The 24,668-nt window shown below is 45.1% G+C and carries 21 protein-coding genes and 1 tRNA gene; 10 read left to right on the forward strand and 12 right to left on the reverse strand.

The window, feature by feature from the left end; all coding sequences use genetic code 11:
* Nucleotides 1–51 precede the first annotated feature (51 nt).
* Nucleotides 52–2,079: a beta-L-arabinofuranosidase domain-containing protein gene (locus D0C36_RS16765; RefSeq protein ID WP_117392822.1), complete on the reverse strand. Its 2,028-nt coding sequence runs from the start codon at nt 2,077–2,079 to the stop codon at nt 52–54.
* A 157-nt stretch (nt 2,080–2,236) separates the two neighbouring features.
* Here D0C36_RS16765 and D0C36_RS16770 point away from each other — a divergent pair, with 157 nt between their 5' ends.
* Nucleotides 2,237–3,259 (forward strand): class I fructose-bisphosphate aldolase, encoded by a 1,023-nt coding sequence (locus D0C36_RS16770; RefSeq protein ID WP_117392823.1) that lies wholly within the window; start codon nt 2,237–2,239, stop codon nt 3,257–3,259.
* A 3-nt stretch (nt 3,260–3,262) separates the two neighbouring features.
* Here D0C36_RS16770 and D0C36_RS16775 read toward each other — a convergent pair whose 3' ends face one another.
* Nucleotides 3,263–3,646 (reverse strand): response regulator, encoded by a 384-nt coding sequence (locus tag D0C36_RS16775; protein WP_117392824.1) that lies wholly within the window; start codon nt 3,644–3,646, stop codon nt 3,263–3,265.
* A gap of 255 nt (nt 3,647–3,901) precedes the next feature.
* Between D0C36_RS16775 and D0C36_RS16780 the strand changes: the two genes are divergently transcribed.
* On the forward strand, nt 3,902–5,920 hold the full coding sequence (locus D0C36_RS16780) for a M13 family metallopeptidase (protein WP_117392825.1): 2,019 nt from the start codon (nt 3,902–3,904) through the stop codon (nt 5,918–5,920).
* A gap of 45 nt (nt 5,921–5,965) precedes the next feature.
* Here the strand turns inward: D0C36_RS16780 and D0C36_RS16785 are convergent.
* Nucleotides 5,966–6,037 (reverse strand) — tRNA-Arg (locus D0C36_RS16785).
* A 140-nt stretch (nt 6,038–6,177) separates the two neighbouring features.
* Between D0C36_RS16785 and D0C36_RS16790 the strand changes: the two genes are divergently transcribed.
* Nucleotides 6,178–6,717 carry an HD domain-containing protein gene (locus D0C36_RS16790; protein ID WP_117392826.1) on the forward strand — a complete coding sequence of 180 codons (540 nt, stop codon included), beginning with the start codon at nt 6,178–6,180 and terminating at the stop codon, nt 6,715–6,717.
* A gap of 55 nt (nt 6,718–6,772) precedes the next feature.
* On the opposite strand, the gene D0C36_RS16795 is transcribed toward D0C36_RS16790, so the two are convergent.
* On the reverse strand, nt 6,773–7,831 hold the full coding sequence (locus D0C36_RS16795; RefSeq protein WP_117392827.1) for an aldo/keto reductase: 1,059 nt from the start codon (nt 7,829–7,831) through the stop codon (nt 6,773–6,775).
* A gap of 58 nt (nt 7,832–7,889) precedes the next feature.
* The gene (locus tag D0C36_RS16800; RefSeq protein WP_117392828.1) at nt 7,890–8,474 is read right to left on the reverse strand and encodes a TetR/AcrR family transcriptional regulator; all 585 of its coding nucleotides are present in this window, start codon (nt 8,472–8,474) and stop codon (nt 7,890–7,892) included.
* A gap of 172 nt (nt 8,475–8,646) precedes the next feature.
* On the opposite strand from D0C36_RS16800, the gene D0C36_RS16805 reads away from it, so the two are divergent.
* Both D0C36_RS16805 and D0C36_RS16810 read left to right on the forward strand, forming a co-directional pair.
* Nucleotides 8,647–9,213, forward strand: coding sequence for a hypothetical protein (locus tag D0C36_RS16805; RefSeq protein WP_117392830.1), 567 nt, complete (start codon nt 8,647–8,649; stop codon nt 9,211–9,213).
* The gene (locus D0C36_RS16810; RefSeq protein ID WP_233524513.1) at nt 9,203–9,646 is read left to right on the forward strand and encodes a hypothetical protein; all 444 of its coding nucleotides are present in this window, start codon (nt 9,203–9,205) and stop codon (nt 9,644–9,646) included. Before D0C36_RS16805 ends, D0C36_RS16810 begins: the two co-directional genes overlap by 11 nt.
* A gap of 9 nt (nt 9,647–9,655) precedes the next feature.
* On the opposite strand, the gene D0C36_RS16815 is transcribed toward D0C36_RS16810, so the two are convergent.
* From D0C36_RS16815 to fbp, 4 genes are all read right to left on the reverse strand, one after another.
* Nucleotides 9,656–10,549, reverse strand: coding sequence for a helix-turn-helix domain-containing protein (locus D0C36_RS16815; protein WP_117392831.1), 894 nt, complete (start codon nt 10,547–10,549; stop codon nt 9,656–9,658).
* A gap of 103 nt (nt 10,550–10,652) precedes the next feature.
* A complete protein-coding gene (locus D0C36_RS16820; protein ID WP_117392832.1) occupies nt 10,653–11,471 on the reverse strand; it encodes an SDR family NAD(P)-dependent oxidoreductase in 819 nt (272 codons plus the stop codon).
* A 107-nt stretch (nt 11,472–11,578) separates the two neighbouring features.
* Complete coding sequence (locus tag D0C36_RS16825; RefSeq protein ID WP_117392833.1) at nt 11,579–11,965, reverse strand: acyl-CoA thioesterase; 387 nt, start codon at nt 11,963–11,965, stop codon at nt 11,579–11,581.
* Nucleotides 11,966–12,004: 39 nt separating this feature from the next.
* Entirely contained in the window at nt 12,005–13,051 is a 1,047-nt protein-coding gene (gene fbp / locus D0C36_RS16830) for a class 1 fructose-bisphosphatase (protein WP_117392834.1), read from the reverse strand.
* 388 nt (nt 13,052–13,439) lie between these two features.
* Here fbp and D0C36_RS16835 point away from each other — a divergent pair, with 388 nt between their 5' ends.
* Nucleotides 13,440–14,297: a sigma-70 family RNA polymerase sigma factor gene (locus D0C36_RS16835; RefSeq protein WP_117392835.1), complete on the forward strand. Its 858-nt coding sequence runs from the start codon at nt 13,440–13,442 to the stop codon at nt 14,295–14,297.
* A 369-nt stretch (nt 14,298–14,666) separates the two neighbouring features.
* Nucleotides 14,667–15,149 carry an Lrp/AsnC family transcriptional regulator gene (locus D0C36_RS16840; protein ID WP_117392836.1) on the forward strand — a complete coding sequence of 161 codons (483 nt, stop codon included), beginning with the start codon at nt 14,667–14,669 and terminating at the stop codon, nt 15,147–15,149.
* A gap of 472 nt (nt 15,150–15,621) precedes the next feature.
* Here D0C36_RS16840 and D0C36_RS16845 read toward each other — a convergent pair whose 3' ends face one another.
* Nucleotides 15,622–16,155, reverse strand: a complete 534-nt coding sequence (locus D0C36_RS16845; protein ID WP_147322027.1) for a DUF6702 family protein — start codon at nt 16,153–16,155, stop codon at nt 15,622–15,624.
* Between the two features lie 55 nt (nt 16,156–16,210).
* Here D0C36_RS16845 and D0C36_RS16850 point away from each other — a divergent pair, with 55 nt between their 5' ends.
* The 3 genes from D0C36_RS16850 to D0C36_RS16860 all read left to right on the forward strand — a co-directional run bounded on the left by D0C36_RS16850 (nt 16,211) and on the right by D0C36_RS16860 (nt 22,709).
* Nucleotides 16,211–16,789, forward strand: coding sequence for a HupE/UreJ family protein (locus D0C36_RS16850; protein WP_117392838.1), 579 nt, complete (start codon nt 16,211–16,213; stop codon nt 16,787–16,789).
* Between the two features lie 32 nt (nt 16,790–16,821).
* A complete protein-coding gene (locus D0C36_RS16855; RefSeq protein ID WP_117392839.1) occupies nt 16,822–19,215 on the forward strand; it encodes a M1 family metallopeptidase in 2,394 nt (797 codons plus the stop codon).
* Between the two features lie 215 nt (nt 19,216–19,430).
* Complete coding sequence (locus D0C36_RS16860) at nt 19,431–22,709, forward strand: TonB-dependent receptor (RefSeq protein WP_117392841.1); 3,279 nt, start codon at nt 19,431–19,433, stop codon at nt 22,707–22,709.
* 667 nt (nt 22,710–23,376) lie between these two features.
* Here the strand turns inward: D0C36_RS16860 and msrB are convergent.
* Together msrB and msrA are read right to left on the reverse strand one after the other, a co-directional pair.
* On the reverse strand, nt 23,377–23,895 hold the full coding sequence (msrB, locus tag D0C36_RS16865; protein ID WP_117392842.1) for a peptide-methionine (R)-S-oxide reductase MsrB: 519 nt from the start codon (nt 23,893–23,895) through the stop codon (nt 23,377–23,379).
* Entirely contained in the window at nt 23,895–24,521 is a 627-nt protein-coding gene (msrA, locus tag D0C36_RS16870; protein ID WP_117392843.1) for a peptide-methionine (S)-S-oxide reductase MsrA, read from the reverse strand. Before msrA ends, msrB begins: the two co-directional genes overlap by 1 nt.
* Between the last annotated feature and the right edge of the window lie 147 nt (nt 24,522–24,668).

A 24,668-nucleotide genomic window follows, 5' to 3' on the forward strand; every position in this document is an offset into this window, starting at 1 on the left:
GCTTATTATTGTAAGTAAAAAGGCTCCCGCATAAACGGGAGCCTTTTCTGTTTATTTCTTGTCTATCACGGGGAATAATGAGATCCTCAGCCTTGTACAACCGTAGGGTATCAAAGTGAGTTCTTCCTCTTGTTTGTCGGTTACAAAGTTCCAGATATTGCCGTAGGGTTGCGGGCCGGCCATTTCATTATATAACTGCCAGGTTGGGATACGCCTGCCTTTTGTTTTGATCTGGATAGGGGCGGCCGCCTGTGTCCAAGGAAAATTGCCTGCCGGTTTTACGTTCTCCACTTTGTAGGCACCTGCAAGTTTGTCGTCATCGGTGCGGATCAAGCCGTAGTTCCACGGGGTGGTGGGGCGCACTTCAAGGTAGGTATCGCCGTACTCCTGCGGGTCTTTGGTGTTGGTTACCTGTTTTTCCTGCTCACCTATCTTCAAAGCATAAACAATAGGCCCGCGCTCAACCGACATAGAGTTCTCGTACCAGGTATTTTTAAAAATGTGCATGGGCAGGGTTAGCTCTACCACATCGCCGCTTTTCCAGGTACGGTTCAGTTTTACAATTTCGCCGGCTTTGCCCTGTTGTACTTCAGCTCCGTTCACTTTTACGCTGGCAACGGCACACCATTTTGGTACACGCAAATGGAGCGGAAATACTGCCGATGTACCTTTCTTAGCAAAGTTTACAGTGAATTTAATATGCTCATCAAATGGGTAATTCGTTTCTTCTTTGATGTTTACCTTTTGGTTATCCGCCACATAAGCATCTACCTCGCTGGCGGTATATACCAGTGCGGCTACGCCTTTATCGGGTGTGGCGTACCAAAGGTTCTGCACAAATTTTGGCCAGCCCTGGTGCATGTTCGATGTGCAGCAGGGATAGCCGGTCAAAAGGCCGTAGCAAAGATCGGTACCATCGTGGTTAACGTCAAAATTGCGGGTTTGGCGGGTAAGCATCACCTGGTTAGCCTGCTGAAAGTATTGGTGCGTGGTATAATCTTCGTTTATCTGGGTAGGCAGGGCGTTAAAGGCAATACGTTCCAAATGATCCGCATAGCTAACATCTCCGCTTATGGCCAGGCCGTTCTCCAGTGTGTACATCATCTCTACGGCAGTACAAAGCTCCGAGCCTTGCGTTGGGTTGTTACCGTGCAATGATTCATCACCGCCAAACAATCCGGGTACCGATTCGTCAAACTTGCGCAGGTCTTTAAAAGCCTTGGTCATGGCATCAGCATAACGTGCCTCGGGATGGTGCTGATAGTAAACAATAGGCTCTTTCATGCCCTCGGCAAGGTTAACCCCGTGGATGCTGTAATCTGTAGATAGCAGGTCGGTGTTCAGGAAAGCGTTGGTATAATCGAACGTCTGTTTGTGGAGCAGTTCGCCCAGGTCTAATAAAAACTTATCACCGGTAATATTATACAACCAGTAAACCATGGCCAGGTTATCGCCGCCACGGTAACGTGCCCAAAATGTCCAGTGGTCTAAAGGTTTGGTTGGTAGTTCCTTTAACTGGTACTTAAAGTAATTGGTCATCAGTTTAATGATGCGTTTATCGCCCGTGGCCGAGTAATATTGCTGCAATACCTTTAGCATCACCATTTTTGGCCACCAGTCCTGCGCGTTATCGCGTTGTATGCCGCGCTCGGGCCCAAGATCATTTGCCGGGCCAAAGTAACCGTCAGGGCGTTGGGTTTTTATACTCCACTCTATCCAGGGCTTTACTTTAGCTATCAATTCTTTATCCTGCAGGATGTAGGCCAGCGGCAGCAAGCCATCTATCCAGTACGGGCCGCGTTCCCAGCGGTCGCCGTCGCCGCCAAGCCAGCCGTTGCGTTTGCCCATTACTAATGGGTAAAGTTTATCGAGGTTACCGGTTGCACCGTTTTTGGCACGTACCAGCATTTCGCGCATCCAGCCTTGCGGCTTAATGGCACCCAGGGGCAACTCGATGTAAGGGTTTTGGCGAAGCGGCGCTTTGGCCTGCACATAAGCAGCACTTGAGTTATTGTTTTGTGCCGATGCTGTAAGGCCGCACGCTGCCAGCGCAAGGAGCAGGATAAACTTCAGTCTCATTTGTAAATGGTTTTAGCTTAATTGGATGACACAATAATAGTCAAACCGACAGTTAAAAGCAATACGTCTTTACATTGTAAGAAAATGTTATAATATGTTAACACTAAAACAAGGCGGCGTCAGCATCGTTTCTTTAGCGTAATTCATCTACCAAAAAATGAACTTAGCCGAACTGAAAAACACCGCCAGCCGATTGATGGCTCCTGATAAAGGCCTGCTGGCCATGGACGAGAGCATTCCTACAGCCAATAAACGTTTTGAGCCGCTGGGCATTCCGCTTACTGAGGAATATCGCCGTAAGTACCGCCAGCTCATCGTTACGGCGCCCGGCCTGGGCGAGTACATCAGCGGGGCTATTTTATTTGATGAGACCATTCACCAGAAAACTGATGATGGCCGCCTGTTTTTGGATGTGCTGAAAGAGCAGGGGATAGTGCCGGGCATTAAGGTAGATGAAGGAACAGTAGGCTTTGATGGTTTTCCAGGTGAAACTATCACCGAAGGACTGGACGGACTTGCTGACCGTTTAAAAGCTTACCATGAGCAAGGCCTGCTGTTTGCCAAATGGCGTGCCGTGATCTCTATAACCGAGAAAACACCAAGCACAGCCGCTATAAAGGCTAACGCCTTTACGTTGGCCCGGTATGCATCGCTTTGCCAGCAGGCAGGTATTGTACCTATTGTTGAGCCCGAAGTTTTAATGGATGGCGACCACTCATTACAGCGCTGCCTTGAGGTAACTACCGAAGTTTTGCATGCTGTATTCAATGCCCTTTATGAGCAAAACGTTGCTTTTGAAGGCATGATTTTAAAGCCTAACATGATACTGCCCGGCTTAAAAGCTGCTAACCAAACAAGTGCTAAAGAAATTGCCGATGCTACCGTACAGTGTTTTCTGCGTACAGTACCTGCCGCTGTTCCGGGCATAGCTTTCCTATCGGGCGGGCAAGAAGCCGAACTGGCTACCGAACGCCTTAATGCCATGCATGTACAATATGATAATGTAATGCCATGGGCTTTAACCTTCTCTTTCTCAAGGGCTATACAACAACCTGCATTAGATAAATGGGCCGGTAATGATGCCAATGTTGCCGAAGCGCAAAAGCTGTTGGTAAACCGTGCGCGTTTGAACAACCTGGCCCGCAGGGGAGAGTACACGCCGGATATGGAGACGGAATAATGGTTAAGCGCTAAATGCTTCGCTTTTGGGTGATATTACTTCATTAATGGTTTTTAACATTACATCGATATCGAATGGTTTTGCTATAAAACCGTCGCAGCCGTATTCACTTTTATAATCAAGCCCTGGTTTGTTATAGGCGGTAAAGATGATGACAGGGATGTATTTAAGCGTAGGATGTTCTTTTAGGCTGCGGCAAAGTTCGCCGCCATCGCCGTCATCCAGCTTAAAATCCATCATGATCACATCTGGCTTAAATTGCTGGGCAATAGCGAGAAACCCCTCACTTTTTTGGGTGCTTTTAACCGTATGGTTTTCGTAAGAAAGTACTTCTTCAACAACCCCAACTATATCAGGGTTATCGTCCAATAACAAAATTTTACTCATGGAAACGCCTTCAGTATGGTGGTTTGCTCAAAAAGCTGAAAGCGATGAAGTCACGCGGAAGAACGATGCTAATGCCCATCTTCGCAAATTGACCGGGATCAGGTCCTTAAACCATACATGATAAAGGTAAAATTAATTCATTAGATTTCAAATATATTAATAGTTAAATAATAATTAACTATTGATGCTCATCCTGAAATAATATTATCTGATTGGCTTTAAGCCATTAAAAAAGATGTTTATTACCTTTAAGGCATGAAAAAACTGTTAGCCATTTGTTCTGCCGTTCTGCTTTTTGGCGTTTGCAACCAGGCACAAGCCCAAAAGAGAGCTTATGTTGATGTACCGGGATTAGACCCTGCCGTTAAGCCCGGAGATAACTTTTTCCGATACGTGAACGGCAAATGGTACGATACCGTGAAAATAGCAAACGACCAGGCGGGTGTAGGTTCATACTCGTTCCTTAATATCCCGCAAAAACGTTTACTGCAAAACATTCTGGATAGTGTTTCAAAAGCTAAGAATACCCCTGGTAGTATTGAGCAAAAGGTGGGTGATTTTTATGCCTCGGGTATGGATATGGCCACTATTAACCACCGCGGTTATGCGCCCGTTAAACCTATACTGGCACGGATTGACGCTATAAACAGCGTACCAGCATTGCTTAAATTTTTGGCTGATGAAATGAAAACGGGTAATCGTTCGGTGATCAGCTTTGGGATTTCGCCTGATAATAAAAATAGTTCTATTAACATAGCGCACGTTTACCAGGGGGGCATCGGCTTACCGGAGAAAACCTACTATTTTAAAACAGATTCGGCCACGCTGCACGTTCAGCGGGCTTACCAGGCTTACCTAACGAAGCTATTCAAGCTAACCGGAAGCAACGCTGCTGTAGCTAAGGCCAAAGCAGCAACGGTTTACGGCATCGAGAAACAATTAGCTGCCGGCAGCAAAACTAACATTGAGCTACGCGATATTAACGCAAATTTTAACAAGATGGCCGTTGCGCAGATCAGCAAAAAACAAGCAAACATTGGCTGGGTTAGCTTCCTGAAAAATATAGGCGCCGCTACCGACTCGATAGATATGGCGCAGCCTGCTTATTACGATAAGCTGAACACGATGCTGAAAACCGTGAGTATCAGCAACTGGAAAGCTTACCTTAAAGCCGCAACCCTGCAAAATTATGCCGACAGGCTGAGTCAGCCTTTTGTGGATGCCAGCTTCGCGTTCAATAAAGAACTATCGGGCGAGGATAAACAAAAAACGCGCATGCAGCAGATGGTGGCCAGTGTTGACAACAACCTGGGAATGGCCCTGGGGCAGCTATATGTGAAACGCTACTTTAATGAAGCTGCCAAACAGCGCGTGCTCGCTTTGGTGAACAACCTGCAAAAATCGTTCGAGAACCGCATTAACCAACTGGATTGGATGAGTGACAGCACCAAACAAAAAGCAAAAGAGAAACTATACACTATCACCAAAAAGATAGGCTATCCTGATAAATGGCGCGATTATAACAAGGTAACCATCAACAGAAATCAATACTTTGAAAATCTGCTGTCGCTTAATCGTAACGACTATCAGCACGAATTGGATAAACTGAAGAAATCGGTAGATAAAACCGAATGGATGACCACGCCATCAACTGTTACGGCCTATTATAATCCGCCCGTTAACGAGATCGTGTTCCCTGCCGGTATTTTGCAGTACCCGTACTTTGATTTTGAGGCCGATGATGCCATTAACTACGGCGGTATAGGCATGGTAATAGGCCACGAAATGACCCACGCTTTTGACGACCAGGGCGCACAATTTGATAAAGACGGCAACGTGAAAAACTGGTGGACAAAAGAAGACCTGAGCAAGTTTAAAGACAAAACCTCGCAGTTGGCTGCCCTGTACAGCACTTTTACCGTTTTGGATACTGTGCATGTAAAAGGCCTTTTAACCCTTGGCGAGAACACCGCAGATAACGGCGGCGTGGCTATTGCCTATGATGCTTTCAAAATGACGGAACAGGGCAAGGGCAATGAAAAGATTGACGGCTTTACACCCGATCAGCGTTTTTTCCTGTCGATAGCGCGTATATGGAGAGTGAAAACCAGAGACGCGTTCCTGCGCACCTGTGTGAACACCAACCCGCACTCGCCGGCTATGTGGCGTGTTAACGGGCCGCTGATGAATTTTGCACCTTTCTACAAAGCATTTAACCTGCAGCCCGGCGAAAAGAATTACAAGACCGAAGCGCAGCGAGTAAGGATCTGGTAGATATAAAAAAGGCCTTTAACATTTGTTAAAGGCCTTTTTAATTAGTGCACCCGACGAGATTCGAACTCATATCATCAGAACCGGAATCTGACATTCTATCCATTGAACTACGGGTGCAATTGCCTGCAAATATAGTTGATTTACCCTCGCTTTGGCAGGCCGCTGCCGTAAATAATTTAGGCCGGCGCCTTAAGTGCTTCCTGCGGATAATGTTATGCTTTATTAGCCGTTATTGTTATATCACCCAAACCTCATTTATGGATCTGCAATCAACTTACCAACACGCTATCAAATTTGCGGCTGCCAAACATGCCGCCATTAACCAAACCATTCCCGGTACCCAATTGCCTTATGTGGTACATTTAAGTAATGTGGCTATGGAGATACTGACCGCTCATGCTGCTGAACCTATTGCTGATATAAATTTTACTATCCAACTGGCCCTGCTGCATGATACGCTGGAAGATACCGATGTTACCTTTGATGAATTACAACAGCACTTTGGCGACCGGGTAGCCGCCGGTGTTGCAGCCCTCACCAAGAACAAAGAACTACCCAAAACCGACCGCATGGCTGATAGTTTAGCCCGCATCAAAAATTCCCCCAAAGAAGTATGGGTAGTTAAACTGGCTGACCGCATCACCAACCTGCAGGAACCGCCAAAGCATTGGGATAAGCCAAAGAAAGAGGCTTATCTGAAAGAAGCGGAATTGATCTTAACCGAATTAAAAGGCGCAAATGCTTACCTGGAGCAGCGTTTACACCAAAAGCTGACCGACTATCAGGCTTATATATAAATTGATGGTCTTGTTCTGGTTGTTAAATACCAGAACAAGACCATTGTTAATTTGCTTAAGCAACCGGATGCTTTAATTCTACCAGGCCCGATGCTGCACCAAACAACATCTTGGCTTGGGTTTCTGCTATCATTTGATGCGGAGAACCTAATGCTATCTGGCTTACCTGGTTAAGCCTTTCCATTTGTTCATCGGTTAGTTTTACGTTAAGCGATGCCACGTTATCATCTAATTGTTGAACATTCTTAGCTCCCAGAATGGTAACTGTTGACAGGCTTGTATGCTGATGCTTTTGGCGCAGCCAGGCTAATGCTACGTGGCCAACTTTGGCATTCACATCGCCGGCTATTTGTTCCAGGGTATCTAATATAGCGGTTTCGCGTTCGCCGGTTTCATCTTTTAACAAGAAGCCGTTCCATTCCTGCTTGCGCGTGTTTTGTTGGTTTGCCTGGTTACGGTATTTGCCCGTTAGACTGCCCCCCGCTACTGGCGACCAAAATGCTACGCCCAAGCCATGTGCTTCGGCCATAGGCAACAGTTCCCTGTCGGCACTGCGTTCTATCAGGTTATACTCTATCTGGATGGCAATAAGCGGGGCAAAGTTTTTAAGATCGGCCATCAACGAAGCATTGGCAATACGCCACGCAGGGAAGTTGGAGAACGCACCGTAAACTATCTTGCCCGCCCTCACCAGGTCGTCCAGGCCGCGCATAATTTCTTCGGTCGGCGTTTGTCCGTCAGAGTGGTGAACCCAATACACATCAATATAATCTGTTTTTAAACGTTTCAAACTGGCTTCTACAGATTGTACCATGTTTTTGCGGCTGTTGCCGGTTGTAAGCAGTTCTTTGCCGCCGCCGGTATATTTGGTGCCCAGCACTATCTGGTTGCGTTTATCGCCTATCATCTGGCCCAGCAATTCTTCCGATTCGCCAAATTGGTAACCATCTGCCGTATCAATAAAATTGCCGCCCAGGTCAATGTATCTGTCAAATATTTTTTTTGCTTCATCAGGCTGTGCGCCATAACCCCAACGGGTGCCAAACGTACCTGCGCCTAAGGCTAACTCTGATACTCTGAGACCCGATCTGCTTCCAAAAATTTTGTAGTTCATGATATGTGTTGATTTTTAATATTGTACTAAATGGTACAATATTGATTAAAAAAAATGTTTATTCTAAAAGTTTAAAATTGCCCTCGATGATACTCTTCAGTATTTCAGGCGATTTCTCCATGCGTTTGGTGATGTGGATGCCATTCCAGAAGTTGATAAGATACCAGCCCAAAGTTTCGGGGTCTTTATCTTTCGCCACTTTGCCCTGTTCCTGGCCGCTTTTTACGGCGCTGGTAAATATGCGGTGAAGGTCTTTAAGCAGGTAAACAGCCAATTCTTTATTTGCCTTATCTTTTGCAGAAAGTTGTACAAGCGCATCGCCATAGTAACAGCCCCTGTCTTTTTGTGCCGATGGGATGTTAGCCATTTTTAAGAACAGGTTTTTTATATAACCCATGGCGTCGCCTGATCTCTCCATCTCGGCTTCCATCTTGCGGTTGAGGTTTTCGGCGAAACGTTTTAGGCTGCGCTGATAAAGTTCTTCTTTACCGCCTTTAAAGTTGAGGTAGAAACTACCTTTACCAATGCCCATGGCAGCCAAAAGCTCATCAGTAGATGCTGCATCAAAGCACTTACCTCTGAAAACTTCTATCGCTTTATCGATAATGTTTTCGTCGTTATATATTCTGGGCCTGCCTGCCATTGGTAATTATTTTATACAAACTTATTATTATGTACTATTTAGTACAATAATAAAAATACTAATTGACATTGTAATGAAGATAAAACCCGCCTGTGGGCGGATATTTAAAATTGAGGGTGGCGATTTAATGTGCGATATTTACCTTTGCGGCTCAAAAAAATACAGATAACTGATGCTACGTAAGCTTAACCGCCGTATTTCGTGGATCATCCTTACTGTGATACAGGCGCTTTTCCTGTTCATGATATTTAAGGAAAACCGGCATGTAGGCTGGATAAGCATCACCATTATTGTACTGTTGGTGCTGGTGGCCGTAGCCCATTTTCGCGCCCCCCTGCATCACGATGATCATTTGTACGAGAACGTATTTGTAGCGGTATGGATCCCGATAGGTGCCATAACTTCTTACTGGTTAAACCATACGCTTGGCCTGGGCCCGGTAATTGCCGCGGGTATTGTGGGTACAACAGCATCTTTTGTCCCCGCCATTAATAAACGATCTGATTATTTGAAGCATTTGCCACCTGCTGTTTACTGCGGGGCATTCATTGGCATGTCAAACCTTAAGGTGGCTAATGGTTTTCTGTTTGTGCTGGCGGCGAGTGTTTTTGCGGCCATAGGGCTGGTGCTCTCCAAAAGCCTGTTCAATGGTATGGGTGGCAGGCTGGGGCTGGTGGCTTTTTCGGGTGTGGTAATTGCTACGGTGGTTTTATTTTTAATTAGCAGCTATGCCGATTAATAACATTGTTTTGATATGCACGGCGGTAATAGCAGCCAACTTAACCTTCTACGTTAACGAGCGTTTAAAGCAAGGCCCTGTGCGTTCATCTGCAGGCTTATCGTTATTGGTTGCGTGTTTCTTTACGGTGTTCCCGCATATTCTGAGCCCTGCGCTGGTGAAAAATATACCGGTGGTATTTATAGGCGGTTCGTTTATTGGCATGGTGTCGGCAAAGCTGCTTTCGGGTTATTTACGGCTAAGCATGGCCGCACTGGTTTTCAGTATCATCTACTTAAATACCAGTAAGTTCTTTAACGGTTACGGCGGTGCCTTGGGTACAGCAGCATCCATATCGGTACTTGTGGTGCTTAGTTTGCCTTTCCTTAATATCAAGGGGAAACTAACCAGTGGCTTTCAGCAGATCAAGAAGATGATTTTCTCGCGCAGGTAACAACTGTGCTTAATTCAATACTGTGCTCCGTTTAAATTGCACCGGGCTTAAGCCCACTTCGCGTTTAAACAGCCTGGAAAAATAGGGTAGGTTCTCAAAACCGAGCTTATAAGCCACTTCGGCAATATTATCGTCAGATCCTTTCAGCAGGTTCTTCGCTTCGGATACCAGGAAAAGGTGGATGAGTTCGATAGCAGTTTTGCCGGTTTCTTGTTTAAGCAGATCGCTGAGGTAGCCCGGTGAGATGTTGAGCTGCGTGGCCATCTGTTTTACTGAAGGCAAGCCTTTCTCCTGCAGCCAGCCATTATCAAAATACGCAGATAAGGCATCGTTAAACTTAGACACCGTATTACCCGACAGGTTTTGCCTGTTGATGAACTGGCGCTTGTAAAAACGCTGCGAATATTTAAGGATGGTATCTACATGGCCAAGGATAATATCGCGGCTGTACTCATCGTGGTTATTGTTGTACTCGGCTTCTATTTTGCGGTACAGGTCCCACATGGTTTGCTCTTCCTGTGGCGACAGGTGCAGGGCCTCGTTGGCGTCGTATTCAAAAAAGCCGTATTTTTTTATGTCGTTATACAAGGCGTGGCCGGTAAGGTAGTCCTCGTGGATGAATATCAGGAAGCCGTTCTCCTCAAACTCCAGCTTATTTAAAGCCAAAGCTTGCCGCGGTTTTATGAACGACATGGAGCCGTTATCATGATCATACCTTGTACGCCCGTACAAAAACATACCCGATACAAAGCGCTTAAGGCCTATCATGTAAAAATCGCCGGTAAACTCTTCCTCGCCCAATGAGCATACCTTGTTGCATTCCACAATATTCATTAAAGGGATGCGCGGGGCAGGGGCACCAGCCATGCGGCTAAGGTCAATCAGGCTTTTATAATGTTTCATGATATGTTAAAATTAGAGCTAAATAAATAATTCACGGTCACGCAATTATAAAAATGCAGGGGCGCACAACTACCGCCCCTGCATCATCACTCATCAACAAATATTATTTACCATGGGCGGCAACTGAAACGTCGTTCCATTCTTCCCAGGTAGCCAGTCTGTCGGCATATACCTGTTTAACCCAAGGCAGGGCTATCTTACCTAAGAATAAGCGTAGCGGCGGATTTTCTGCATCAACCAGTTTTAATACGGCATCGGTAGTGGCTTCGGGCACACCAAAAATATCGTCGGTTAAGCCGGCCTGGAAAGCATCTCTTACCGGCTGGTAAACATCCATAGGGGTAGTGCTTGCTGCAGATGCGCCGGCCCAATCGGTAGCAAAACCGTTTGGCTCAAGGATAGTCACGTTAATGCCGAAACCTTTAACCTCGGTAGCCAAAGTCTCACTTAAACCTTCAACCGCAAATTTTGATGCGTTGTAAACACCGAGGATGGGAAGGGTTGCTACACCCACTACGCTCGATAGCTGGATGATATGGCCATGGCCTTGTTTACGCATTACCGGTAAAACAGCTTGGGTTACCCATAGCAAACCAAAAACATTGGTCTCAATTTGTGCGCGGGCTTCGGCCTCGGTAGTTTCTTCAATAGCGCCAAAGAGTCCGTAACCTGCGTTGTTGATCAACGTATCAATGCTGCCGAATTTTTGGGTAGCTTTTTCAATAGCCGCGAAAACATCAGCACGGTTATTTACATCCAACTGCAGGGCCAATATTTTATCGCCGTAGGCTGCAGTAAGATCATTTAATGTGTTGGTGTCGCGTGCAGTTGCTACAACATTATCGCCGCGTTTTAAAAATGCTTCGGCCCATAGTTTTCCAAAACCACGTGAAGCGCCTGTTATAAAAATTGTCTTTGCCATTTTTTTGAATCTTTTTGTTGATCCAAAAGTGGGGCGATTTGCGCAAAGCGGTTTGCACAAAACAAGGCAATGCAGATACATTTTAAGGAAAGCGCCGTGATGTGGTGTTATTTAATAATGCGCACCGGTTTTTTATGCTCATCAATAGCCACAAAAGTAAAGCTGCCGTGTATGGCCAGCTCGCGGCCTTCGGCGTACATCTGTTCTACAAAAATGTCAACGTTAACTTTTAAACTGGTATTTCCTACTTCACTAACACGGCCTATCAGTTCAACAATGGTACCTGCCGGTATGGGCTTTTTAAAATCTATCCTGTCGCTGCTAACGGTTACCATTACCTGGCGGCTAAAACGGGTGGCAGCTATAAAGGCAACTTCATCCATCATGTGCATGGCCGTGCCGCCAAAAAGCGTATCGTAGTGGTTGGTGGTGTTGGGGAATACAGTTTTGAATATACGGGTCTCTGAGGCGTTAATGCGTTCTTCGATGGTCATCCAGTAAAGGTAGGTATTAGTAAACAGAATGCTGTTATCTTACCCCGCACTTAACAAGGGCTCTGCTTCTGCAAAAGATAGTATGCCTGCATCATGCATAAAACGTTCGGCCATATCAACCATATTTTTTGAGCCGATGAATATGGGCGAGCGCTGGTGTAACTCTGTCACCGGCAATTCCATGATGCGGTTTAGGCCATCAGTTGCTTTGCCGCCTGCCTGTTCTACAATAAAGGCCATGGGGTTACACTCATAAACAAGACGAAGTTTGCCTTGCGGTGCATGGGCCGTAACCGGGTAAATGAATATGCCGCCTTTTATCAGATTACGGTGCAGATCGGCCACCATAGAGCCAATGTAGCGCGAAGTGTATGGCCTGTTTGTAGTGCTATCCTCAACCTGGCAATATTTAATATATTGCTTAACGCCTTTTGGGAAATGTACATAATTGCCTTCGTTAACCGAGTAGATGCACCCGTCAGCCGGGATACGCATGTTAGGGTGCGAGAGGCAGAATTCGCCTATAGACGGATCAAGTGTAAAGCCGTTAACACCTTTGCCCGTAGTATACACCAACATGGTAGATGAGCCGTAAACAACATATCCTGCCGCAACCTGTTGCTTGCCTGGCTGGCAAACATCAACAATAGTAGCAGGTGCATCGGTATTTATCTTTCTGTAGATGGAGAAAATGCTGCCCACTGCTACGTTCACATCAATGTTTGATGAGCCGTCTAAAGGGTCTATTGCCACAATATATTTAGCGTTATGTGCAACAGGCGAATCTATAACAATAATGTCCTCGTTCTCTTCCGATGCTACAATACAGCACTCGCCACCGCTGGTAAGGGCTTTTATGAATTGCCCGTTAGCAAATATATCCAGCTTTTGCTGGTGCTCGCCTTGTATATTGGTGCTTCCTGTCTGGCCAAGTATATCCATAAGGCCTGCTTTGTTCACTTCGCGGTTCACAATTTTGGCGGCAATGCCAATATCGCGCAGCAGCCGCGATAGCTCGCCTTTAGCATAGGGGAAATCGGCCTGCTTTTCTATAATAAACTGCCCTAATGTTTTTACCTCGTTCATGATGCTTAGTGTATAAAATACAATATTATTTAACCTGGTGTTGGTTAAACTTAGGGATATTAAACGCTTGTAAACAAGTTTGTATGAGTGATTTTGAATTGAGGATAATTTTGGCTGTTGTGATGCTTAGTGTATCGAAAATTTATGCTTTTGTAGCCTTTTTTATAAGCTTGCAAAGATTTTTTTTCTGTTTTTAGATTGAAATGGTAAATGTTTTGGAAAAATATTTCGAAAAGGCCATATAAACAGGTTAATCATCCAAAGTTTAAGAGTTTAGTAGCATGTGTTTCTGCTGATGCTGACATTTGATTTTAACCAATCACCTAATTAACTATTTGATAACGGTATACGCTAACCCAATGGCGGTACATTTAAATAGATATTTTTTATGAGAAACCTGGAGATCACTCAAACGATTACCGATCGTTCATCGCAAGTGGTGGAGAGCTACCTTAAAGATATTGCTAAGGTAGACCTGATTAACGTTGAAGAAGAAGTGCTGCTTGCCCGCAAAATTAAACAGGGGGATAAAGCTGCTATGGAGCGCCTGGTGAAAGCTAACCTGCGCTTTGTGGTTTCGGTAGCAAAAAAATACCAGCACCAGGGCCTGCCGCTGGCCGATCTGATTAGCGAGGGCAATACCGGCCTTATTGTGGCCGCCCATCGTTTTGATGAAACCAAGGGCTTTAAGTTTATCTCGTTTGCGGTATGGTACATCCGCCAGGCAATAATGGATGCCATTTCGCAGCAAACCCGCACCGTGCGTTTGCCCGATAATCATATCAATATGCTTACCAAAATGCGCAAATACGAAAGCGCTTTGGAACAGGAACTGCAACGCGACCCGCGCCCCGAAGAACTGGCCGAATGCATGCAGGTGCCCGCCAATAAAGTAAAAGATTCGGTAATGCACAGCGGCCGTACCGTTAGCATGGATACCCCGATAGGTGGCGACGATAGCGACTTTACCCTATCAGACCGTTTAACAAACGCTGAAGAAGTTGATTTTGGCGATATGGCAACCGAATCGCGCACTTATTATGTTGAACAACTGATGTCGCAACTGAGCCATAAAGAGCGTGCGGTTATTGAGCTGAGCTTTGGCCTAAAAGGCGATTATAGCTTAACACCTATTGATATCGCACTCAACTTTGGTATCTCATCAGAGCGGGTGCGCCAGTTAAAAAACTCGGGCATGAGCAAACTCACCGAGCTGGCATCGCGCAAAATGGCGCTGTTTTATTAAGAGAAACTAACTGATCTGAACTATACTGGAAGGTTGCTGCGTGGTTGCAGCAGCCTTTTTTTGTGGATGGTATTTGAGTAAAAAAGAAAAGGGCTGTCACGTTTTGTCGTGGCAGCCCTTTGTCTAACTAACTAAACTATTTACTAAACTAAAACTAACTCTTTTAAGCTAAAAGCTTAATCAACTCTTATCAGGCCATTGGGTTAACTACTCCCATCTGATTGAGTGGTGCAAAGGTGCAGTTAAAAGCGATGTGTTCTGCAATATTTTATAAATTTGGATGTTTAATCTTTAAACACCTATCTTAATGGAAAATTATTCCAGGCCATAGCGGCGGAATTGTCTTCTTTTAGAATAAAATTTTTGCCCATGCTTAATTCACTCGATAGTACCGACATCCGTATACTGCAGCTTTTACAGGAAAATGCCCGACTTACGAACAAAGAAATTGGCGAAAGGCTCAATAAAACGCCCACGCCAATTTACGAGCGCATTAAAAAACTACAGGAGCAAGGCTACATCAAAGGCTATGTAGCCATCCTTGATCATAAAAAGATTGACCGCGGCCTGATGGCTTTTACCCAGGTGCAGTTGCGCGACCACTCGGCCGAGAACCTTAACCATTTTGTTGAGGAAGTGATAACTTTTGAAGAAGTGCTGGAGTGCTACCAGATGTCGGGCGGGTTTGATTTTTTCCTGCGTGTAGCTGTAAAAGACCTGGATACCTACCACGATTTTTTGATGAAGAAGCTTTTTAACGTAGTGCCGTTAGGATCGGTGCAAAGTACGTTTGTGTTGAAGGAAGCTAAACGGGAAACAAGTTTCCCCATAACGATGCCGAAAGGGAAGTGATACTACAGGGATGTCATTTCGAATGAGCGTCAGCGAAGAGAAATCTTGTTAAGCTGTAAGTTCAGCTTAGCATTAATAACAGGATTTCTCCTCGTTCCTCGTTCGAAATGACAGATTGTATTGTGATGTTTTGTCATTCTGAGCGTAGCGAAGAATCTAATCGCGTTCTCTGTACAGCTAAGGATGCTTCGTTACTCAGCATGACAGGCGGATATAAATAACAACAGTGACGAACCCAACGCCACCGAAAAATGCGACATAGTGTAACGTGCGGATAGCACAGGCATTGCTAACGCAGAACCGTTATAGCGCGTTACCAAGTCGCGAGTTTTTTCTTTGGTTACTTTCTTTTTAGCGGAAAAAAGAAAGTAACATCCACTGACGATCCATATTACTCACTGCCATTCCTAATGAAATGCTAAAAGGGAGATTGCTTCGTACCTCGCAATGACGCGTGGAGATATGATAACTTCTAAAACGTCTGGCTCACCACTTTCGCCGGCGCATCCAGCCTTGTACTCTTACGCTTTCCGTTCACTGTCATGTGCACAATGTTCAGCTGGTCATCATACAGGCTTTGCAATAGGGTTACCTGCGCATCAATACTTTTAGGCTGCGCTATCTTACCCGATTCAAGGTATACATTTACCGCTTCGCGATTGATCTCAAAGCCGAGGTAATTGAGCGGTAGGGCGGTGGCATTGGCTTTTAACTGCAGATGAGCATTAATGTATTTTTTTACCAGCTCATCCATTGCCTTGTGCATATCCTCGCGACTAAGATCTGTTTTGGTATGAAACTGTTTCTCCAGCGCCAACTCAAAATCATCGGTAAAAATGGTACATATTACTTCCATCTGTTTATCGGTGCTGTTAAAGCTGATATCGCTGGTGCTAACATGCAGCGGGTGGAAATTTGCCTTTGCCGGTGCTTTAACAAACAGCGGTGTAACAAGTATGTAACAATATAATAGAGATTTGCCTAAAAAAGAGGTCATAGCGGCCATGGCGTTCATTTATAGCTAAAAGCTGCTAAATTTACGGTTTCATTCAAGATTTATTATGTCTGATATTGGTTTTTATTTCGGGCTGGGATGGAAACACATTATCAGTACTGATGCCTTAGACCATCAGCTGTTTATACTGGCGCTGGCGTCGGTTTATACTTTTAGTAATATAAAACAGGTACTGATACTGGTTACCGCCTTCACCATCGGGCACTCGCTTACGCTGGCTTTAAGTGTTTTGGATGTGATAAGGTTCCCAAGCAAATGGGTAGAGTTCCTGATCCCTTGCACCATTTTTCTTACGGCTATTAACAACCTTTGGCGCGTAAATAAAAAGAACGGCAGCGTTAATGTAAATTACTGGCTTGCCTTATTGTTCGGGCTGATACACGGGATGGGTTTTGCCAACAGTATCCGCATTATGCTGGCTAAAGACCAAAGCATAGGCTGGGGGCTATTGGGCTTTAACCTGGGCCTCGAGGCAGGGCAGATAGTGGTGGTAGCCATTATATTGGTGTTAGCCGCGCTGTTCATCAATATATTACGTACCGCCCGCCGCGACTGGGTGTTTTTTATCTCGGCCGGTGTATTTGCATTATCAGTACAAATGGCCCTTGAAAGGTTGCCTTTTTAGTTTAAATTTGATCCATTAACCCACATACAAACATGAAGCGAATATTTACCAGCTTTCTACTTACGGTGAGTGTAGCCGGTGCAGCAATTGCGCAGGATATACAAAACAACCCCGGCAGTAACCACGGTAATAAGTTTGAGCAGTTAGGCACTATCCTTAGTACACCTAACGAACAACGTACAGCCAGCGGTGCACCCGGCGCTAAATACTGGCAGCAACGTGCAGATTACAACATTAAGTGCGAGCTTGATGAGAAAAATCTGAAGCTTACCGGTACTGAAACGGTTACCTATTTCAACAACTCGCCCGATCCATTAACCTATATATGGTTACAATTGGACGAGAACGAGCACAGCAGCCAACGTAACAGCGGCTACCAAACCAGTTCAACCATGCCAAAGGCAAGCACTACGCAAGGTGTTGATAAAACCGAAGTACGTGCAGGTGATTATGATAACGGTCTTGGCGATAACATTACCCGTTTGGTTGATGCCACCGGCAAAAAGCTAAACTACACCATCAACAAAACCATGATGCGTGTTGATCTGCCTGCTCCGCTAAAACCGGGCGCGCAGTTTGTATTCACTGTTGACTGGAACTATAAAATATCTGACCGCATGACCGTTGGTGGTCGTGGTGGTTATGAGTATTTCCCTGAGGATGGTAACTACCTGTTCACCATGACGCAGTGGTACCCACGCCTTTGTGTGTACAGCGATTTCCAGGGATGGCAAAACCATCAGTTTACCGGTCGCGGCGAGTTTGCGCTAACCTTTGGTAACTTCCGTGTACAGATGACCGTTCCTGCCGATCACGTAATTGGTGGTACAGGCGAATGTATCAACTATGCCGCTGTATTAAGCCCTGCAAAACTGGCACGCTACAACAAAGCAAAAACATCTGCCACCCCTGTTGAGGTAGTAACTTTGGCTGAAGCAAAAGCGGCTGAAAAAGCACCATCAACTGCAAAAAAAACCTGGGTTTTCCAGGCTAACAACGTTCGCGATTTTGCCTGGGGATCATCACGTAAGTTTGTATGGGATGCAATGGGTACCAAAGTTGGTGGCCGTAATGTGATGGCTATGAGCTATTATGGTAAAGAAGCTTATAATCTTTACAGCAAATACTCAACCCGTTTGGTAGCACACACTATCAAAACTTATTCTGATTTTTCTATCCCTTACCCATACCCTGTAGCGCAATCTGTAGAGGCATCAAACGGTATGGAATACCCGATGATATGCTTTAACTATGGCCGTACGGAAAAAGATGGTACCTATAGCGAAAGCACCAAGAACGGTATGATAGGCGTTATCATCCACGAGGTTGGTCACAACTTTTTCCCGATGATCGTGAATAGCGACGAGCGTCAGTGGACCTGGATGGACGAAGGTTTAAACTCATTTGTTGAGTATTTGACCGAAGAACTTTGGGATAACAAATTCCCGAGCAAAAAAGGTGCGGCTTATACCATTGTTGATTACATGAAGCTGCCTAAAGATGAGTTGGAGCCAACCATGACCAACTCCGAGAACATTGTTCGTTTTGGCCCTAACGCTTACTCAAAACCTGCGACAGCGTTGAACATCCTTCGCGAGACCATTATGGGCCGCAAGCTTTTTGATTATGCATTTAAAGAATACGCACGCCGCTGGGCATTTAAACACCCAACACCTGCCGACTTGTTCCGTACGATGGAAGATGCCAGCGGTGAGGACCTTGACTGGTTCTGGAGAGGGTGGTTCTATGGTACCGATCCGGTAGATATCTCCCTGGATTCAGTTAAATACGCCAAGGCCGATCTGGATGCAAAGCTGCCTGCAATGCGCCAGCGTGGTACACCAAAAGTTACGCCACCAGCTGTAAACGAGTTTGAAGATATATCTAAAGTGCGTAACCGTACCAACAAGAACATCAAATTCCAAACAGACCTTGATACTGCTACACATGATTTCTACTGGAAATACGACCGTGGCCTGGTAAAAGTTGATACCGCTAAGTTTGAAAAAATGGTGAAAGCGCAGCCTGCTCCTGAGCCTTTTGTAGAGAACCTGAATGATGCTGATAAAGCTAAGTATGAGAACAAATACTTCTATGAGCTTAACTTTAGCAACAAAGGTGGTTTGGTGATGCCGGTTATTGTTGAGTTTACCTATAAGGATGGTACCAAATGGGTTGACCGTATCCCGGTGCAGATCTGGAGACTGAACGAGAAACATGCTTCTAAATTCTACATCCTCGATAAAGAAGTAACCTCGATTAAGCTGGACCCAATGCGCGAAACTGCCGATATTGACGAGACCAACAATTACTGGGGTAAAGCACCTGAGAAAACTAAGTTTCAGTTGTTTAAGCAAAAACAAGGCGGCCCTGTTCGCGGGCAGTCAAGCGGGTTAAACCCTATGCAGGTTTCGGCCTCTAAATAATTAACAATTTTTAACAAAAGCCGTGCTTATTAAGCGCGGCTTTTGTGTTTTAGGCGCTTTGTTAACATTGGCTTAATGTATTATTAGAATATAAGTAATTGATTATTAAATACTTGAATATTATCTCTAATAAAATTCTAATGTCCTTCTAATAAGCACTTAACAAAAGGGTAATCTTATGGGCGGAGTTTTGTGGTCAAATAACATACCCCAAAATGAAGAAGTTTTACCTGATCATTGTTACACTGTTCCTGGCAGCAGCGGCTAACGCACAGATCACCACTGCTACCATTAGCGGTAAAGTGGTTGACCAACGCGGCCAATCAATGCCTGGTGTTACGGTATCTGTTTTAAATAACAGCACCGGCACCCGTTACGGCTCGCAAACCAATGCCGATGGCCGTTACACCATCCCAAACATTAACCCGGGTGGCCCTTACACCATTTCGGCTACATTTGTAGGCTCTAAAAAAGATGAGCGCAATGATGTTACCCTATCACTTGGTAGCGCTACTTACAACTTCCAGTTAGCAGACGAAACTACAGCCCTTAAAGAGGTGCGTGTGGTTGCCGGCGCTTCAAAAACCGGAGCAAGTACCCGCATTGGCCAAAACCAGATCCGCAACATGCCTACTATTAACCGTAGCCTGCAGGATCTTACCCGTACTACTCCGCAAAGCAATAACAACTCGTTCCAGGGTACCAACTACCGTTACAACAACGTAACACTTGATGGTGCCATCAATAACGATGCTATCGGTTTCAGCCCGTCATTAGGTGGCCAAAACAACGCATCAGGACAGGTTGGTAGCAGTACCCGCACAAGCCCAATTTCGTTAGATGCTATCCAGGATATACAAGTTTTGGTTGCTCCTTATGATATTAAAATTGGTAACGTATTGGGTGGTAGTATAAACGCAGTAACCCGCAGCGGTACAAATGATGTTACCGGTGCTATTTATGGTTACGGCCGTGGTGCTTTTTTAGTAGGCCCTAACAATGCTGCAGCAGCTGCAGGCGGCGATGGCTCAAAACTGCCAAGCACTTTCCATGATTATCAAACCGGTATCCGTTTAGGTTTACCTATCATCAAAAACAAATTATTCTTCTTTACCAATGAGGAGTTAGCCCGTCGTCAGGATCCTGTAGTAAGAGGACTTGACCATAATGGTGCGGCAAACATCCTGAGCCAGGCTGATGGTGATAAACTTACAGCGGCTTTCAAAGCATTTACAAACGGTATTGATCCGGGTACTTACAGGGATACTTATATTTACTCTAAATCAAACAAGTTCTTTAACCGTTTAGATTGGAACATTAGCGATTTTAACCAGTTAACTATCCGTAACAATACCATCACCTCAACGGCTACTAACCTTGAGCGCGATCAGCAGAACTTCCGTTTCAGCGGTATTGATTATACATCTCATAACAACTCAACGTCAACCGTTGCCGAGTTAAAATCAAGACTGTCAAACACGGTTAATAACAGTTTGGTATTAGGTTACTCAAACGTACACGATTTCCGTGACCCTAACTCTGATCCGTCATTACCACAGATTGAGATCACGGGCCGTAAACCGGGTACAACCATATTTATGGGTACCGACCGCGAGGCTGCGATATTTGACATGCACCAAAAAACTGCTGAATTTACTGATAACCTTACCTGGACTAAGGGCCGTCATAACTTCACTTTTGGTACACACAACGAGTTTTACAACATCACTTACAACTTTGTAAATGCATGGAACGGCCGTGTAGCTTACAACAGCATTGAAGATTTTGTGGCTAACAACCCAAGCCGTGTGCGTACAAACTTTAACTACATTAATAATACCCGCGACTATATATTAAATAACCCATCAGCACAGTTTAAAGTTAACCTGCTTAGCTTATATGGCCAGGACGAGATACAGGTAACTGATAACTTTAAAGTAACTGCAGCTTTACGTGTTGATTATGCTAATGTGCCAAACAAACAACCACTAAGTGATAAAACCACTAACGCCCCGGTTGATTCGCACTACGGTACAACTTTCAACTACACAAAACCTAAAGACATTAAGCAGAACTACTTAAATAACTATGAGTTTAACCCGCGCGTATCATTTAACTATGATATCAACGGCGACCAGAGCGTTATTTTACGTGGTGGTAGTGGCTTGTTTACCGGTCGTGTTCCGTTTGCATGGTTTGGTTACGCCTTCTACAACAACGGTAAAACCTACTGTGCTTATGACGTGAAAGCTGCAGGCAGCCCCGGTACAAACCCGGTACAAACTGCACCAAACGGCGAGTTGAACTATGTTAACAAACAAGTTCCTGCCGTTAACACTTCAGCGACTGGCCCAACTCAGGTCGATCTGATTGATAACAACTTTAAAATGCCACAGGTATGGAGAAGCAGCTTAGCGTTAGATTACACTACTGCCAACCAATGGAGATTTACTGTTGAAGGTATCTACACCAAAGTTATCCACGACTTAAAGTTCCAGCAGGTAAACACTGTTGACCAGGTAACTTACTACCCGTATGATACCCAGCACCAACAGCCAATATTTATCAACCAAAAGGTAAATTCATCGTACACCAACGCTTACCTGTTATCAAACACTAACCAGGGTTACCGTTACAGCGTAACAGCGCAGGTTGCTAAAAATACCCAGTTTAACCCAAATAACGCGTTAAACTTTACGGTAGCGTACACTTACGGTCACTCAAAAGATGTTACCAATGGTATACGTAACTCAATGGAATCAAACTGGCAGCTAAACCAGGCTTTAAACCCTAACAACCCCGGCCTGGCTAACTCAAACTTTGATATTCGCAACCGCATCGTATCAACCCTTAACTTTAAACATGATTGGGATGCTGCGCAAAACATGACTGCTAACTTCAGCTTCTTCTTTAGCTCGCAATCTGGTAACCCATACACTTATGGTTTTTACCCTAACGCAATTGACGGTACCGGCCAGCAAGTTAGCTTAGCTTACATCCCTAAAAAAGGCGAAACTGTTAACTTCTTCAGTGATATCCCGGCTACCGGTACATCACCTGCACAATCTGCAGTGCAACAGGCAGCAGCTTTTGATGCATTTATTGATAACAGCAAATACCTTTCATCGCGCCGTGGTAACTTCACCCAACGTAATGAGGCCTTTACACCATGGAACAACCAGTTAGACTTCCGCTTTGCGCAGGATTTCAAAATTGGTAGCGGTAAACGTAAACAAGTTATCACCTTTACGTATGACATTGTTAACCTTACCAACCTGTTAAACAAGAAATGGGGTCAATACTATTTCTCTGCTAACACTTATAACTCAACATCAAGCGTTGGTTTAACCCCTGTAAAAGCGGGTACACCAAGTTTCGCGAATGCTGCAACAACGTATCCGAAATATACGTTCGCAGATCCGGGACTGCCTTACTCTGTTGATCTGTTCGCTTCACGCTGGCAGATGCAGTTTGGCTTACGCTACGCATTCTAATGGAAATTCTTTTTCACGCGTTCTTTATAATTTAATTTAATCAAAACGCCCGCGATGCAAATTGCGGGCTTTTTGCGTTTAAGCCCCACCCAACTTATAAAAGCGCGTCATTGCGAGTTACGAAGCAATCTCTTCAGGACAAGTTAACGCCGTGTATGATGGAATTGCTTAAAGAGATTGCTTCGTGCCTTGCAATTACGCTTTGGGAATATCGGTGAAAGGCTTTTGGCGTTGCCCCGATATATATCGGGGCTCGTGCTATCCGCTCATACGCGCACAGGCTTTAGGCGCAAGGCCGGTATCCGCTGCTATCACTAACGCAAGTCGTCCGGATCAGAATTGACAGAATTTTCTTTTCGCTGCAAACGACACATGCGGCACGCGTGCGCCAGCTAAGGGAATTTATACAACACCGCGTCATTGCGAGCGTAGCGTGGCAATCCCCAATCTACAGATCGGCTCTGTATACCGAAGATTGCCACGTCGCTACGCTTCCTCGCAATGATGTGTAAAGGGGAGAAGCTCACCCTCTTTGCGAAACAAAGAGGGTAGCGCACGAAGTACCGTGGGGTAAGTAAACTATCCAAACAAAAAAAGTCCTCTCCAAACCGGCGAGGACTTTTTGTATTCTAAAGCCCTCCCCTTCAGGGGAGGGTTGGGTGGGGCTTTACTTCCCTAATCCATCCGGTTCAAAATCCAACGATACCGAGTTCATGCAGTAGCGCTTGCCGGTAGGTTTTGGGCCGTCATCGAAGATGTGGCCAAGGTGCGAATCGCAACGGGCGCAAAGTACTTCGGTACGGTCCATGCCATAAGAACGGTCTGTTTTGTACCTCACCGCATCCTTGCGCGATGGCTCAAAAAAGCTTGGCCAACCACAGTCGCTGGCAAACTTGGCATCAGAACGGAAAAGCTTGTTGCCGCAAACCGCGCAGTAATAAGTACCTTTTGCAGTAGCGTTCCAAAACTTGCCGGTAAAAGCGCGTTCGGTATCGGCCTCGCGGGCGGTGGCGTATAATGCGGGCGGCAATATCTTTTTCCACTCGGCATTGGTAACGTTTAAATGTTTGGTATCGGTGTTAGAGTAATAAGGGTTGTTGGCGTGCCCTTTATTGCTCTTTAAGTTTTGTGCCGATGCGGCAGTAACGCCCAGGCACATGGCCAGGGCTATAAATAAATGCTTCATTAGCTTTTCAACTTGTTTTTAAATACTTTTTTAAATTTCTCCAGTTCGGGCTGTATCACATACTTACAATACGGCTGGCTGCCATTTTGGTTAAAGTAGTTCTGGTGATAATCCTCAGCCTTGTAAAATACTTTGAAAGGCGCTACCTGGGTAACAATATTGCTTTTATAAGCCTTTGCAGCATTCAGCTTAGCAATGTAATAATCGGCTTTTTGCTTTTGTGCTGCGTTGTGATAAAATATGGCCGAGCGGTACTGTGTACCCACATCATTACCCTGGCGGTTAAGCTGGGTAGGGTCGTGGGCTACAAAAAAGGCCTCAAGCAATTCATCGTAACTGATCACAGCCGGATCATAAACAATGTTACAGGCTTCGGCATGGCCGGTGGTGCCGGTGCAAACCTGCTCATAAGTTGGGTGCGCAACCTTACCACCGCTAAAGCCCGAGGTGACGCTTTTAACGCCTTTAAGCTGCTGAAATTTAGCTTCGGTACACCAGAAGCATCCGGTAGCAAAAGTAGCCGTATCCAGCTTAGCTGCAGCCACAGGTGCGTTAGGTTTGTTGCCAGCGAAAGCTGAGGCTGCAAACAATATGGTCAAAATAAATAATGCTGATTTTTTTAACATGATAGCGTGTCTTAATCGGTTTTATACTATAAACGACATTTAGACGGATACGAATTTCTAAGTTTACAAAATATCCTATTTATGATACCGCGCTGACAAAACATTTATACTTAGGCCAAACCGCTGCCCGTATCCTGGGGTTGTAAT

This window comes from Mucilaginibacter conchicola (assembly GCF_003432115.1).
Lineage (GTDB): Bacteria > Bacteroidota > Bacteroidia > Sphingobacteriales > Sphingobacteriaceae > Mucilaginibacter > Mucilaginibacter conchicola.